Genomic DNA, 12,453 nt, shown 5'->3' on the forward strand with positions numbered 1-12,453 from the left:
GCTACCCCTTCGCGATCACCTGCATCAGCCCCGGCGCGGCCAGCGCGGCGAACAGCTTCGCCGCCGGCAGATGCGCCTCGGTGTAGTGGGCCTGCGCATCGAGCAGGTTCAGCGTGCCGAGCGTGGCGCCGTTCCAGCGCACCGGGATGTTCAGCGCGCTCTCGCAGCCCAGGCTGCGGATCAGCTCGTGGTCGTAGAAGGCGGCCTGCACATCGGCGTAGTCCTTGCCGATCCACGGCTCGCCGCCGAACACCACCTGCTTGAACCACCAGCTCTCGGTGATCGGCTTGCGGCCGCCGATCGGATAGGCCTGCGGCTGGTTGCTGTAGTAGCGCTGGCTTTCCCCGGCACCCGGATGGATCACCAGGATGGTGAACAGCCTGTGGCCGATGGTTGCGGCCAGCGCTGCCTCCAGCGCGCGGAACAGCGTCTCCGGCTGGCCGGTCTGTGCGCCGGCGGCGGCCACGGCGGCGAGCTGCGGGGTGAGGTCGGTCATCGTGAGGCCCCAGGGGATGATCGTGTGCGCGTGCGTTCGGGAATGAGGCCCTGCGGCCGGAAGCGCAGCAGCAGGATCAGCGAGAGTGCGATGATGGATTCGCGCAGCGCCGCCTTCTGCACCGGCGTGACGCCCGGCACCTCGGCAGCAAGGAAGCGCGTACCTTCAAGCAGCAGCAAGACCAGAAGCGCGCCGACCACCGCGCCGCGCATCGCGCCGACGCCGCCCGCCGTCAGCGCCAGCACGACATAGATTGTCAGCAGCGGCGCGAAGCCATCCGGCGCGATATAGGCGTTGTAGTGGGCATAGAGCGCGCCGGAGAAGCCGACCACCGCGGCGCCGAGCGCGAAGGCGCGCACCTTGAACCACAGCACCGGCTTGCCGGCGACCGCGGCGACGTCCTCATCCTCGCGGATCGCGCGCAGCACGCGGCCGAAGGGCGAGTGGGAGAGCCGCGCGCAGAGCAGGAAGGCGACGCCCACCGCCACCCAGACCAGCGCCAGGAAGATCAGGTTGAAGGTCTGCGGCGAGACATCGCCGCGCCAGGGGCCGGGGATTCCGCTGATGCCGTCGGTGCCGTTGGTCAGCCAGATCTCGTTGGAGGCGACCAGCCGGATCACCTCGGCGAAGCCGAGCGTCACGATCGCCAGGTAGTCGCCGCGCAGCCGCGCGACGATCAGCGCCATCATCGCCCCCGCCGCCGCCGCCACCACCGCGCCCGCGGCCCAGCCGAGCGGCATCGGCCAGAACAGCTTCGTCGTCAGCAGCGCCGAGCCATAGGCGCCGAGCGCGAAGAACCCGACCAGGCCGAGATTGACCATCCCGGCCAGGCCCCAGATCACGTTCAGCCCGAGCGCCATCAGCGCGTAGAAGCCGGCAAAGACCAGCATGGCGACGATGTAGGCGTCCATCAGGCGGCCCTGCCGAGCAGGCCCTGCGGGCGGATCGAGAGCACGACCAGGATCGCCAGGAACGCCGTGACGGTGCGGTAGGCAGGCTCCAGCAGCACGCCGGCCATCTCCTCGCCGATGCCGACCACCAGCGCGCCGAGCGCGGCGCCGGGGATCGAGCCGAGCCCACCCACCACGGCGGCGGCGAAGACCGAGAGCACCACGCGGAAGCCGGTCAGCGGGTCTATCGAGGTGTCGAGGCCGAGCAGCATGCCGCCGAAGCCCGCGAGCCCGGCGCCGATGAACACCGCCACGCGCGCGATGCGGTCGGGGTCCACGCCCTTGATGTCGGCCAGCTGCGGATTGTCCGCCACCGCGCGCATCGCGCGGCCGAGCCGGGTGAAGGCGAGCACCGCGAAGAGCGCGCCGGCGGCGGCGATGGCGTAGAGCGTGTTCTGCAATTGCTGCGGGCCGACGCGGATACCGTCGAAGCGCCAGTCGCGCATGATCGGCAGGTCGTAGCCGCGCAGATCGTTGCCGAAGAAGAAGCGCACCACATTCTCGATCAGCAGCGTCAGCGCGACCGAGGCGATGGCCACCGTCAGCGCGCCGGAAGGCCGCAGCGGCTTCAGCGCCGTCTCCTCCGCCAGCAGGCCGAGCGCGCCGGCGGCGAGGAAGGCGACGAGCAGCGCCAGCCCCGCCGGCAGGCCCCATTGGGTGTTGGCGATCCAGCCGGCGAAGGCGCCCACCGTCGCATAGCCCGCGATCGCGAAATTGGGATAGCGCAGCACGGCGAAGATGGTGGTGAAGCCGATGGCGGGCAGCATCAGCATGCTGCCCGTCATCAAGCCGTTGACGAGGATCTGCGCGAGGTCGCGCCAGTCCTGGATCAAGGTCTTGCCCCCGGGCGCCAGGCGCCGCCTCCGGCGACTTGGCTCGTCATGCCGCGGGCATGTGTTCCGCATGACGCACTTGCGGCGGTCGCCATTCGGCGGCTTGGCCGGCTGAGCCGGCCGCCAGCACAAGCCAGGCAGCGTGCGCTCACACGATCTCCAGCAGCTTGAAGCTTCCGCCCTCGGCCTGCTCGAAGCGGAACTTGGTGCCGCGGATGTCGCCCTTGTCGTCGAACTCGACGGGACCGGAGGAGCCCTCGTAGTTGACCTGCCTCCCGGCGGCGATCGCGCGCAGCCCCTCGGTGACGCTGCTCACCTTCTCGCCTTCGCCCTGGCTGATCTTCCGCACGTTGTCGCGGATCGCCGTGCCGGATGCGTCCCCGGCCAGCGCGGCGGCGAGGATCGCGAGCGTCGCGTGGTCGTTGGTCTGTGCGGAGTAGGGATCCACATCGGTGTTGCCGAAGCGGTCCTTCAGGCGGCGGAACGCTGCGCTGTCCACGTCGGGGCTCGGCTGGAAGGTGATCAGGCCGTTGGTCACGTCATTCGGCAGCGATTGGAAGATGGAGGGCGGCGCGGCATAGGCAAAGGTGAACTTCCGCCCGTCGAAGCCGGCGCGGTAGAGCTCGCGCAGCAGGATCGTCACGTCCGGCAGGTAGCCGTTCAGCATCACCGTGTCGGAGCGCGAGCGCATCAGCTGGTCGATCTCCGAGCGGAAGTTGGTCTTGTCGCGCTCATAGACGATGAAGCCCGTCACCTGGCCGCCGGCGGCGCGGAACTTCTCCGCCAGCACGTCCTGGCTCGACTGCGCGAAGGGCGACTGCGCGGCGAGGTGGAAGATGCGCCGCGCGCCCTTGGCCAGCAGCCAGTCGCTGCCGGTCTGGATCTGCAGGCGGCTGTTGGGCTGGGTGCGGAAGATGTAGCCCTGGTGCGGCAGCTGCGTGATGGAATCGGCGCCCGAGACGGTGAAGAGCGGCCGGCGGTTCTCCCAGCAGAGCGGCGCGACGGCGGTGGTGACCGAACTCGCCCAGGTGCCCATGATCGCCGAGACGCGGTCCACGTCGATCAGCTTGCGCGCGCCGCGCACGCCGGCATCGGGGTTGGTCTGGTCGTCCTCGGCGACCACGCGGATCTGCCGGCCGCGGATGCCGCCCGCTGCGTTCGCCTCCTCGACCACGCCCTGGATGGCGCGCAGCATGGCAGGGCCATAGGGACCGCCGGCACCGGAGAGCGGCGGCAGCGCGCCGAAGGTCACCGGCTCGCCCTGCGCAAAGGCGCGACCGCCGATGGCGAAGGTCGTGACGGCGCCGGCAGCGCCGAGAAGGGCGGCGCGGCGGCCGATGGTGAAGCTGGTCATGATGGGTTTCTCCCGTCTCCCTGGTTTCATTCTAGTCCTGCCTAGCCGCCGAGGAACAGGCGGCGCACCTCCGGGTCCGCGGCCAGCGTGGCCGCCGGGCCGGTGCGCGCGACGCGGCCATCCACCAGCACGATCCCCTCCTCGGCGATGGACAGCGCCTCCAGCGCGTTCTGCTCCACCATCAGGATCGCGGTGCCCTCGGCATGGATGGCGGCGATGCTGTCGAACAGGAATTCCGCGGCCTTCGGGCTGAGGCCCGCCGAGGGCTCGTCCAGCAGCAGCAGCTTCGGCTCCACCATCAGCGCCATCGCCATCGCCAGGATCTGCCGCTGTCCGCCGGAGAGCGTGCGCGCGGCGCGGCGGCGCTTCTCGGCGAGGATGGGGAAGCGCGCGAACAGCGCCTCGACGCGGGCGCTCACCTTCGCACGCGGTTCGAGGTAGCCGCCCATCTCCAGATTCTCGCGCACGGTGAGCGAGGCGAAGATGTTCGCCTCCTGCGGCACGAAGGCGACGCCGCGGCCGGCGATGGCGCGCGGCGGCAGGCCGGTCAGCGCCGCGCCGTCGAGCCGCACGGTGCCGGATTTCGGCTTCAAGAGGCCGGCGATCGCCTTCAGCAGCGTGGACTTGCCCGCCCCGTTCGGGCCGACGATCGCCGCCATGCGCGAGGTCGCAAGCCCGACGGTGATGCCCTTCAGGATCTCGTCCGCCGCGCCATAGCCGCCGACCAGGCCTTCCACTTCCAGCAGCGCGGTCATGCGTGCGCCTTCACGCGGCGGCCCATATAGGCTTCCTGGACGCGGGCATCGTTGGCGATGGCCTCGAAGGCACCCTCGGCGAGCAGCCTGCCTTCCGCCATCACGATCACCGGATCGCACAGCGAGGCGACGAAATCCATGTGGTGTTCCACCACCAGCACGGTCATGCCCTCGTCGCGCAGATGCGCGATGTGCTGCGCGATCTCGGCGGCGAGCGTCGGGTTCACGCCGGCCACCGGCTCGTCGAGCATCAGCAGCTTCGGCTCGGCCATCAGCGCGCGCCCAATCTCCAGCAGCTTCTTCTGCCCGCCGGAGAGCGCCGCGGCCTGGTTGTCCAGCACGCGCGCCAGGTTGAGCCGCCCGGCAACGGCCTCGGCGCGGGCGCGCAGCGCCTCCTCGCGCCGGCGCATCGCGGCGCCGGCCAGCAGCGCGCCCGCCAACCGCTCGCCGGGCTGCGCCTGGCCGTAGAGCAGCAGGTTTTCCAGCACGGTCAGGCGCGGAATGCCGCGGGCGATCTGGAAGCTGCGCACCAGCCCGGACCGCGTCACGCGGTCCGGGCGCGCGCCGGTGATGTCGGCGCCGTCGAAGGTGACGGAGCCCGCATCGGGCCGGATGACACCCGAGATGCATTGGAAGGCGGTGGACTTGCCGGCGCCGTTCGGGCCGATCAGTGCCGTGACCGTGCCGCGCCGGACCGCGAGGTCCAGCCCGTCCAGCGCCACCACCCCGCCGAAGCGCCGGACGAGGCCGCGCACCTCGAGGATCGGGGCGGTCATGGCAGGAACGCTACACGCGGCACCGGGGCTGCGGAAGGGCTGCCCCCCTTGCGCAGCCGGCGCGAGCCCTCTTATTGCAACGGCCGGACGCCAGCCGAGAGGAAACTCCCCAATCATGCAGACCCGTTCGCTGCTCGCCGCCATCGCCACGCTCGCCCTGGGTGCCGTGCCCTTCGCCCAGGCCCAGGCCCAGGACGCCGCCGCCGGCCAGCGCGTGTTCAACCAGTGCCGCGCCTGCCACACCGTCAATGAAGGCGGCCGCAATGGCGTGGGCCCCAACCTGCATGGCGTGGTCGGGCGACCGGCCGGCTCGATCGAGAACTTCCGCTACTCAGCCAGCATGCGCGAGGTGGCCCAGGGCGGCCTGACCTGGACGCCGGAGAACCTCGACCGCTACCTGACGAACCCGAAGGACCTGGTGCCGCGCGGCTCGATGGCCTTCGCCGGGTTGCGCAACGAGCAGCAGCGCAAGGACGTGATCGCCTACCTCCAGACGCAGCAATAGCGCCCTCGGGGGCGGCAGCTCCGCCCCCTACCCTGCCCAGGCGCGGAACAGCGGCGCGCGCAGCGCGAGCTCCTCCTCCAGCGCCTCGCGGAAGGCAGCAAGTTCCGCCTCGCCGGCCAGCAGCGACAGCGCGATCACGCTGCGCCGCGCGACATGGAAGCCGCGCTCCAGCAGGGCGAGGAAGAGCAGCTCCTTCAGCGCCTGGTCGGCGGCAGCCCCTCCGCCGCGTTGCGCAGCGGCGCGAGCGCGACATGGAACCCCATAATGCTGCCTTGGCCGGTGACGTGCAGCGGCACGCCGTGCCGAGCGGCAATTGCGTTCAGTTCGGCGCGTGGCGCGTCGCCGCGGGCATCGTGCGCGATCGCCGCCGCCGGCGTGCAGACCTCGCCGAGCGCGCCGATGCCGGCCGACATGGTCAGCGTGTTGTTGTTGAAGGTGCCGGCATGGGGCATGGCATCGGCACGCCGGGGATCGAACGTCGCCATCAGCGCCGCCCGCCCGCCGAAGGCGTCGAAGGACATGCCGCCGCCGACGTACTTCCCGAGCGTCGTCAGGTGCGGCGTCACGCCGGTGGCGCCCTGCAATCCGCCGGGCGCGAGGCGAGGATCGTCCGCCTGCCGGTGGCGATGGTGGCGCAAGCCAGCGCCATCCGATTCGCCGCGGTGCCGGAATTCGTGAAGCGCACGCGCTCGACGGACGGGAAGCGGCTGCAGACCAGGTGGGCGAACTGCGCCTCGGAGGCGTAGTGGGCGGTGAGGTTCACGCCATCCAGCGCCCGCAGCACCGCCGCGCGGATCGCCGGATGCGAGTGCCCAAACAGGCCGCGGTGTATTCGCCGGCGAGGTTCACATAGCTCAGCCCGTCGGCGTCCTCGATGCGGCAACCCTCGCCGCGCAGCGGCATGAAGAGAACGGCCGGAGCTCGATTTGGCGCGCCAAGCTGTTCGGGCGGCGGCGCGCACAGGTCTCGCGCGCCTCGGCGAGAGCGTCGCCCAGCATGGCGTTGCGCGCATCGGCGGAGTTCCGCCTGCGGCGGGCGGGCCGGCCGCGGCCTCAGCTGCCGAGGTAGAATACCTCCAGTCCGCCGGGCGGGAAGGCCGCCGCGGGGCCAAGCGCGCAGCGGCCGTCGAGGAACAACAGCCGGTCCGGCCCGATCGCATAGTCCACGCCGGCCGGCGGCTCGGCATCCGGCGCGACCAGCGAGGCCTGCAGATGCGACCCTTCGACCACCGGAATGCGCGCACGGTTGCGCGACCACAACGCGAACATCGCCCCGGGTCCGGCAGCGGCTTCGTGCTGCTCCGCCAGGCGGCGCCAGTCACGCGGCGCGGCCAGCGCCTCGCGGCGCAGCTCGGCCTCCTCCATCCGCTGCATCATCAGCATGCCGCGTGCGGTCTCGGCCACGTCGAGCAGCTGCTGCTCGGTGCGCTCCGGCCGCTCCTGCGGCACCCGATCCGCGCGCTCCTGCGGAACGACCAGCGACCGCTCATAGACGCCGAGCTGGCGGAAGAAGCGGAGGAAGTCGTAGTCGGACTGGCTGAGCCAGCCACGCGCGCGCATCCATTGCAGCGACGTCAGGCTCGGCCCCTGACGCGTGGCGCGCGCCGGCGCGGCGCCGGCACCCGGCGCCCCGATGCGCGAGCGGCGCTGCACCAGCATCACGTCACTGCCCTCGAGCTTCACCGTCACGCGCGGCGCATCGGCCGGGTTGGGATAGCTGAGGTCGAAGTTGAATCCGGCCTGGCCGTCGCCCAGGCCTGCATCCTTCAGGTCCTGCCGGAAACCCTCGATCTTGCCGGCACCGACACAGGCATCATCGAGGAAGGCGAGCACGGTGCGGCCGACGAGTTTCACATCAGGCGACCAGAGCCAGCCATAGACCCGGTTCCGGGTGACATTCTCGATGGCGCCACGGATCATCCAGACAATACTCCCCCGCATGGCGCGCGGCCCAATCAACGCCGGCGCGCGAGCATCCCCTGGCCCCTCTTTACGCGCGGGTTGTGCATCGCCACAAGCCGGGGAAAGTGAGAAGCATCAGTGCATTGCTACGCTTGCATGAAAGGCGGATGACATGACGGCTTCACTCGACGGCATGCGCGTGGTGGAGGTCTCGGCCTTCGTGGCGGCGCCGATTGGCGGCATGACGCTGGCGCAGCTCGGTGCGGAGGTGATCCGGATCGATCCGCTTGGCGGCAATATCGACATCGGCCGCTGGCCGCTCGCGCCGTCCGGCACCAGCCTCTATTGGACCGGGCTTAATAAGGGCAAGCGCAGCGTTACGTTGGCGCTGAACACGCCGGAGGGGCAGGAGCTGGCGGCGGGCCTGATCGCCTCGGCCGGCATCCTGCTGACCAACCTTCCGGCGGCGACGGGCTGGATGTCCTTTGCGGTGCTTTCGGCGCGCCGGCCGGACCTGATCATGATGCGGCTGACCGGCACGCATGATGGCGGCAACGCGATTGACTACACGGTAAACGCCGCCGTCGGCTTCCCGACCGCGACCGGGGAGGATGAGCGACCCGTCAACCATGTGCTGCCGGCCTGGGACGTGGCGGCGGGGCTCTACCTCGCCACCGGCCTGCTGGCGGCGGAACGGCGGCGCGCGCGCAGCGGCGAAGGCGGCGAGGTGACGCTGGCACTCTCCGACGTCGCCTATGCCACCGCCGCCAATCTCGGCTATGTCGCGGATGTGCAGGTGAACGGCCATGTCCGCCCGCCGCTCGGCAACTGGCTCTACGGCGCCTTCGGGCGCGACTTCGCGACCCGGGACGGGCGGCGCGTGATGCTGGCGGCGATCTCCAACCGGCAATGGCGCGGGATCGGCAAGGCGACGGGGCTTTCGGACAAACTGGCGCTGGTCGGCCAGGCGATGGAGGTGAACCTCGAAGACGAGGGCGGCCGCTACGCGGCGCGGGAAGCGATCGGCGCGGTGCTGGCGCCCTGGTTCGCCGCGCGGACCCTTGCCGAGGTGCGCACAGCGCTCGACGCCGCCGGGGTGCTGTGGGGGCCCTACCAGGATTTCGGACAAATGGTGCGGGAGGATCCGCGCTGTTCACCGGCCAACCCGCTCTTCGCCGAGATCGAGCAGCCGGGGGTCGGGCGCGTGCTGGCGGCGGCCTCGCCGCTGCAGCCGGCGATCCCGCCGCGCCCTGCCCCGCGCCTGGGGGGCGACACCGATGCGGTGCTGACGGAACTGCTGGGCTTGTCGGCCGACCGCATCGCGGCCTATCGCGAGGCGGGTATTCTCGCACGGGGCTGAGGCATGACGGAGTTGCTGAAGGAGTGCCGCGCCGCGCTGGGTGCGGCGGAAGCGCTGGCCGAGGCGGCGCGCGCCGCGCTGGCCCGCGAGGTCGCGCCCGGCGGCAGGCTGGATGCGACGGCGCTCGAGGCGCAGCAGTTCGGCACGCATGGCCTGGCCTGGGCGGCGACCTATGTCGAGGCGCTGCGCCAGGCGCTGCGCTGGGCGGAGCGGCTGGAGGCGGCCGGTCGGCTCGGCGCGACGGAGCGCGCGATCCTGACGCTCGGCTTTTCCGAGTACGGCGGGCAGCTGGTCGGTGGCATCGCGATGAGCCAGGTGGAAGTCGCCCGCCCGGCCGATATGGGCGTGCCGGAGGAGGTGGCGGCCGTGCTGCGCGGCGCGCTCGCCCCGCTCGCCGAGCCGCGGCGCGTGGCTGCGGCGCGCGCGGCGATGCTGGCGGCGCTGGAGCAGGAGGAATTCGGCGCCATCGGCCTCGACGATCCGGAGATGGAGATGCTGCGCGACCAGTTCGCGCGCTTCGCCGCGGCCGAGGTGACGCCCCATGCCCAGGGCTGGCACGACCGGAACGAGCTGATCCCGCTGGAGCTGATCGGGAAGCTCGGCGAGCTCGGCGCCTTCGGCGTGACCATCCCGGAGGAACATGGCGGGCTCGGCCTCGGCAAGGTCGCGATGTGCCTCGTCTCCGAGATGCTGAGCGAGGGCTATGTCGGCGTGGGCTCGCTCGGCACGCGCAACGAGATCGCGGGCGAGCTGATCGGGCTGAACGGCACGGCCGAACAGAAGGCACGCTGGCTGCCCGGCATCGCCTCCGGCGCGATCCTGCCGACGGCGGTGTTCACCGAGCCGAACACGGGCAGCGACCTGGCGAACCTGCGCACCCGCGCGGTGCGCGAGGGCGATGTCTTCAAGGTGTACGGCGCCAAGACGTGGATCACCCACGGCTCGCGCAGCGACATCATGACGCTGCTGGTTCGGACAGATCCCGATGCGCCCGGGCACCGTGGCCTTTCGATGCTGATCGCAGAGAAGCCGCGCGGAACCGAGGAAGACCCCTTCCCCGCGCCCGGCATGTCGGGCTCGGAGATCCATGTCCTCGGCTATCGCGGCATGCGCGAATACGAGATCGGCTTCGAGGGCTTCGAGGTGCCGGTGGTGAACCTGCTCGGCGGCGTCGAGGGCCAGGGCTTCCGCCAGCTGATGGAGACGTTCGAGAGCGCGCGCATCCAGACCGCGGCGCGCGCGCTGGGCGTGGCGCAGAACGCGCTGACGCTGGGGCTTTCCTACGCGAAGTCGCGGGTGCAGTTCGGCAAGCCGATCCTGCATTTCCCGCGCGTCTTCGGGAAGCTCGCCATGATGGCCGCCGAGACCATGCTCGCCCGCCAGCTCACCTATTTCGCGGCGCGCGAGAAGGATGCCGGCAGGCGCTGCGACGTGGAGGCGGGGATGGCGAAGCTGCTCGGCGCGCGCGTCGCCTGGGCCAATGCCGATGCGGCGCTGCAGATCCATGGCGGCAACGGATTCGCGCTGGAATACCCGATCAGCCGCGTGCTGTGCGATGCGCGCGTGCTCTCGATCTTCGAGGGCGCGGCGGAGATCCAGGCACACATCATCGCGCGCGGGATGCTCGGCCGGCTGAACTGAGGCTTTATCGCTTTACGACTTTGGCGCTTTGCCGCGCCAGAACCGCGAGCGGGTTTCCCCCACCCCGACCCTCCCCCGCACCGGCGGGGGAGGGAGATCAGGCGCTCTGGATCATTGGCATGCCCTTCCCCGACCTTCCCGCCCCGCTCGCCAATGCGCTCGCCGCGCGCGGCTATGCCGAGCCGACACCGGTGCAGGACGCCGTGCTGGCGGAAGCGGCGGCCGGGCGCGACCTGCTGGTCTCGGCGCAGACCGGCTCCGGCAAGACGGTGGCGTTCGGGCTGGCGCTGGCGCCCGAGATCCTGGACGGGAAGGAGCGCGTCGGGCCGCCGCGGGTGCCGCTGGCACTGGTGATCGCGCCGACCCGCGAATTGGCCTTGCAGGTGCAGGGCGAGCTCGCCTGGCTCTATGCGGAGGCCGGCGCGCGGGTGGTGTCCTGCGTCGGCGGCACCGATCCGCGGGCGGAGCGGCGTGCGCTGGAGATGGGCGCGCATATCGTCGTCGGCACGCCGGGGCGGCTGCGGGACCATCTGGAGCGCGGCAACCTCGAGCTCTCCGGCCTGCGTGCGGCGGTGCTCGACGAGGCGGACGAGATGCTCGACATGGGCTTCCGCGACGAGCTGGAAGCGATCCTCGACGTCACGCCGGAAACCCGTCGCACGTTGCTGTTCTCGGCGACGATCCCGAAGGAGATCGCGAGCCTCGCCAAGCGTTACCAGCGCGATGCGCTGCGCATCGCCGCCACCAGCGAGGGCGGCGCGCATGGCGATATCGAGTATCGCGCCGTGGTGGTGCCGCCGCGGGAGGCGGAACGCGCGCTGGTCAACGTGCTGCGCTGGCATGACGAGCGCGCGATCGTGTTCTGCTCGACCCGCGCGGCGGTCACCAGGCTGCATGGCAACCTGACCGAACGCGGCTTCAACGCTGTGGCGCTCTCGGGCGAGCTGACCCAGGCGGAGCGGAACCGCGCGCTGCAGGCGCTGCGCGACCGGCGGGCGCGGATCTGCGTGGCGACCGATGTGGCGGCGCGCGGGATCGACCTGCCGGAGCTCGGCCTGGTGGTGCATGCCGACCTGCCGCGCGACCGGGAGATCCTGCAGCACCGCAGCGGGCGGACCGGGCGGGCCGGGCGGAAGGGCATGGCGGTGCTGCTGGTGCCGGCGCCGCGCCGGCGGATCGCCGAGCGGCTGCTGGCCAGCGCGCGGATCACCGCCGAATGGGGCGCGCCGCCCTCGGCGGAGGAAATCCGCAAGCGCGACGGCGAGCGTGCGGTGCAGGAGGCGATTGCCGCCGCCGAGGCCGCGGCGGCGGAGCCGGAGGCGATGGCGCTCGGCCGCGCAATCCTGGCGACCCTTGGGGGAGAGTCGGGCGCGGAAGCGGTGGCGGCGGCGCTTGCGCGCACGCTGAGTGCGGCGCTGCCTGCGCCGGAGGAGCTCGAACCGCCCGAGCCCGCGCCACGCACCGCGCCGCGCGAACGGCGCGAGGGCGGTGGTGGCGAGGGCGCGTGGTTCCGGCTGAATGTCGGGCGCGGGCAGAACGCCGATCCGCGCTGGCTGCTGCCATTCCTCTGCCGGCGCGGGCACGTGACGCGGCAGGAGGTAGGCCGCATCCAGATCATGGAGCGCGAGACGCGGGTGGAGATCGCACCGTGGGCCGCCGCGCGCTTCGCCGCGGCGGCACAGCGGCAGGATGCGGAAGACGAGGGCATCCGCATCGAGCCCGTTCGCGCCGGCCCGCAGCCCGCGGCGGCGCACGCGGCGAAGTCCGCGCCGGGGAGCCCAGCGAAGCACCCGGCGAAGCGCAAGGCGCCGCCGGCCGGGCCGCGCCGCTGATCGAAGCGGCACATCTCATCGGCCAACGAAGTTGGCCGATGAGATGTGCC

13 protein-coding genes are annotated in these 12,453 nt (G+C 71.6%); 4 read left to right on the top strand and 9 right to left on the bottom strand.

Annotated features, from left to right (window positions below):
* Nucleotide 1: 1 nt before the first annotated feature.
* From ACESM1_RS22845 to ACESM1_RS22870, 6 genes are all read right to left on the bottom strand, one after another.
* Nucleotides 2–496, bottom strand: a complete 495-nt coding sequence (locus ACESM1_RS22845; RefSeq protein WP_372623521.1) for a GAF domain-containing protein — start codon at nucleotides 494–496, stop codon at nucleotides 2–4.
* On the bottom strand, nucleotides 493–1,407 hold the full coding sequence (locus ACESM1_RS22850; protein WP_372623522.1) for a branched-chain amino acid ABC transporter permease: 915 nt from the start codon (nucleotides 1,405–1,407) through the stop codon (nucleotides 493–495). Before ACESM1_RS22850 ends, ACESM1_RS22845 begins: the two co-directional genes overlap by 4 nt.
* On the bottom strand, nucleotides 1,407–2,279 hold the full coding sequence (locus tag ACESM1_RS22855) for a branched-chain amino acid ABC transporter permease (RefSeq protein ID WP_372623523.1): 873 nt from the start codon (nucleotides 2,277–2,279) through the stop codon (nucleotides 1,407–1,409). The genes ACESM1_RS22850 and ACESM1_RS22855 overlap by 1 nt, the downstream gene beginning before the upstream one ends.
* Before the next feature lie 148 nt (nucleotides 2,280–2,427).
* Nucleotides 2,428–3,633, bottom strand: a complete 1,206-nt coding sequence (locus ACESM1_RS22860) for an ABC transporter substrate-binding protein (protein WP_372623524.1) — start codon at nucleotides 3,631–3,633, stop codon at nucleotides 2,428–2,430.
* A 41-nt stretch (nucleotides 3,634–3,674) separates the two neighbouring features.
* Nucleotides 3,675–4,388 carry an ABC transporter ATP-binding protein gene (locus ACESM1_RS22865; RefSeq protein ID WP_372623525.1) on the bottom strand — a complete coding sequence of 238 codons (714 nt, stop codon included), beginning with the start codon at nucleotides 4,386–4,388 and terminating at the stop codon, nucleotides 3,675–3,677.
* Nucleotides 4,385–5,164, bottom strand: coding sequence for an ABC transporter ATP-binding protein (locus ACESM1_RS22870; protein WP_372623526.1), 780 nt, complete (start codon nucleotides 5,162–5,164; stop codon nucleotides 4,385–4,387). The genes ACESM1_RS22865 and ACESM1_RS22870 overlap by 4 nt, the downstream gene beginning before the upstream one ends.
* A 115-nt stretch (nucleotides 5,165–5,279) precedes the next feature.
* Between ACESM1_RS22870 and ACESM1_RS22875 the strand changes: the two genes are divergently transcribed.
* Nucleotides 5,280–5,669 (top strand): c-type cytochrome, encoded by a 390-nt coding sequence (locus tag ACESM1_RS22875; RefSeq protein WP_372623527.1) that lies wholly within the window; start codon nucleotides 5,280–5,282, stop codon nucleotides 5,667–5,669.
* 194 nt (nucleotides 5,670–5,863) lie between these two features.
* Here the strand turns inward: ACESM1_RS22875 and ACESM1_RS22880 are convergent, their stop codons facing one another.
* From ACESM1_RS22880 to ACESM1_RS22890, 3 genes are all read right to left on the bottom strand, one after another.
* Nucleotides 5,864–6,235, bottom strand: a complete 372-nt coding sequence (locus tag ACESM1_RS22880) for an aminotransferase class III-fold pyridoxal phosphate-dependent enzyme (RefSeq protein WP_372623528.1) — start codon at nucleotides 6,233–6,235, stop codon at nucleotides 5,864–5,866.
* Nucleotides 6,232–6,453 (bottom strand): hypothetical protein, encoded by a 222-nt coding sequence (locus ACESM1_RS22885; RefSeq protein ID WP_372623529.1) that lies wholly within the window; start codon nucleotides 6,451–6,453, stop codon nucleotides 6,232–6,234. The genes ACESM1_RS22880 and ACESM1_RS22885 overlap by 4 nt, the downstream gene beginning before the upstream one ends.
* 268 nt (nucleotides 6,454–6,721) lie before the next feature.
* Nucleotides 6,722–7,588, bottom strand: a complete 867-nt coding sequence (locus tag ACESM1_RS22890) for a hypothetical protein (RefSeq protein WP_372623530.1) — start codon at nucleotides 7,586–7,588, stop codon at nucleotides 6,722–6,724.
* 154 nt (nucleotides 7,589–7,742) lie between these two features.
* Between ACESM1_RS22890 and ACESM1_RS22895 the strand changes: the two genes are divergently transcribed.
* From ACESM1_RS22895 to ACESM1_RS22905, 3 genes are all read left to right on the top strand, one after another.
* Nucleotides 7,743–8,930: a CoA transferase gene (locus ACESM1_RS22895; RefSeq protein WP_372623531.1), complete on the top strand. Its 1,188-nt coding sequence runs from the start codon at nucleotides 7,743–7,745 to the stop codon at nucleotides 8,928–8,930.
* A gap of 3 nt (nucleotides 8,931–8,933) precedes the next feature.
* Nucleotides 8,934–10,571 carry an acyl-CoA dehydrogenase family protein gene (locus ACESM1_RS22900; protein WP_372623532.1) on the top strand — a complete coding sequence of 546 codons (1,638 nt, stop codon included), beginning with the start codon at nucleotides 8,934–8,936 and terminating at the stop codon, nucleotides 10,569–10,571.
* Nucleotides 10,572–10,690: 119 nt separating this feature from the next.
* A complete protein-coding gene (locus tag ACESM1_RS22905; RefSeq protein ID WP_372623533.1) occupies nucleotides 10,691–12,403 on the top strand; it encodes a DEAD/DEAH box helicase in 1,713 nt (570 codons plus the stop codon).
* The last annotated feature ends 50 nt before the right edge of the window (nucleotides 12,404–12,453 follow it).

The organism is Falsiroseomonas sp., assembly GCF_041690465.1.
Taxonomy (GTDB): domain Bacteria; phylum Pseudomonadota; class Alphaproteobacteria; order Acetobacterales; family Acetobacteraceae; genus Falsiroseomonas.

Bases quoted from the DNA above. Each gene is read 5' to 3' on its own strand.
- ACESM1_RS22860 (WP_372623524.1), bottom strand. From the start codon at position 3,633: ATGACCAGCTTCACCATCGGCCGCCGCGCCGCCCTTCTCGGCGCTGCC.
- ACESM1_RS22850 (WP_372623522.1), bottom strand. From the start codon at position 1,407: ATGGACGCCTACATCGTCGCCATGCTGGTCTTTGCCGGCTTCTACGCG.
- ACESM1_RS22845 (WP_372623521.1), bottom strand. From the start codon at position 496: ATGACCGACCTCACCCCGCAGCTCGCCGCCGTGGCCGCCGCCGGCGCA.
- ACESM1_RS22865 (WP_372623525.1), bottom strand. From the start codon at position 4,388: ATGACCGCGCTGCTGGAAGTGGAAGGCCTGGTCGGCGGCTATGGCGCG.
- ACESM1_RS22900 (WP_372623532.1), top strand. From the start codon at position 8,934: ATGACGGAGTTGCTGAAGGAGTGCCGCGCCGCGCTGGGTGCGGCGGAA.
- ACESM1_RS22870 (WP_372623526.1), bottom strand. From the start codon at position 5,164: ATGACCGCCCCGATCCTCGAGGTGCGCGGCCTCGTCCGGCGCTTCGGC.
- ACESM1_RS22890 (WP_372623530.1), bottom strand. From the start codon at position 7,588: ATGATCCGTGGCGCCATCGAGAATGTCACCCGGAACCGGGTCTATGGC.
- ACESM1_RS22905 (WP_372623533.1), top strand. From the start codon at position 10,691: ATGCCCTTCCCCGACCTTCCCGCCCCGCTCGCCAATGCGCTCGCCGCG.
- ACESM1_RS22875 (WP_372623527.1), top strand. From the start codon at position 5,280: ATGCAGACCCGTTCGCTGCTCGCCGCCATCGCCACGCTCGCCCTGGGT.
- ACESM1_RS22895 (WP_372623531.1), top strand. From the start codon at position 7,743: ATGACGGCTTCACTCGACGGCATGCGCGTGGTGGAGGTCTCGGCCTTC.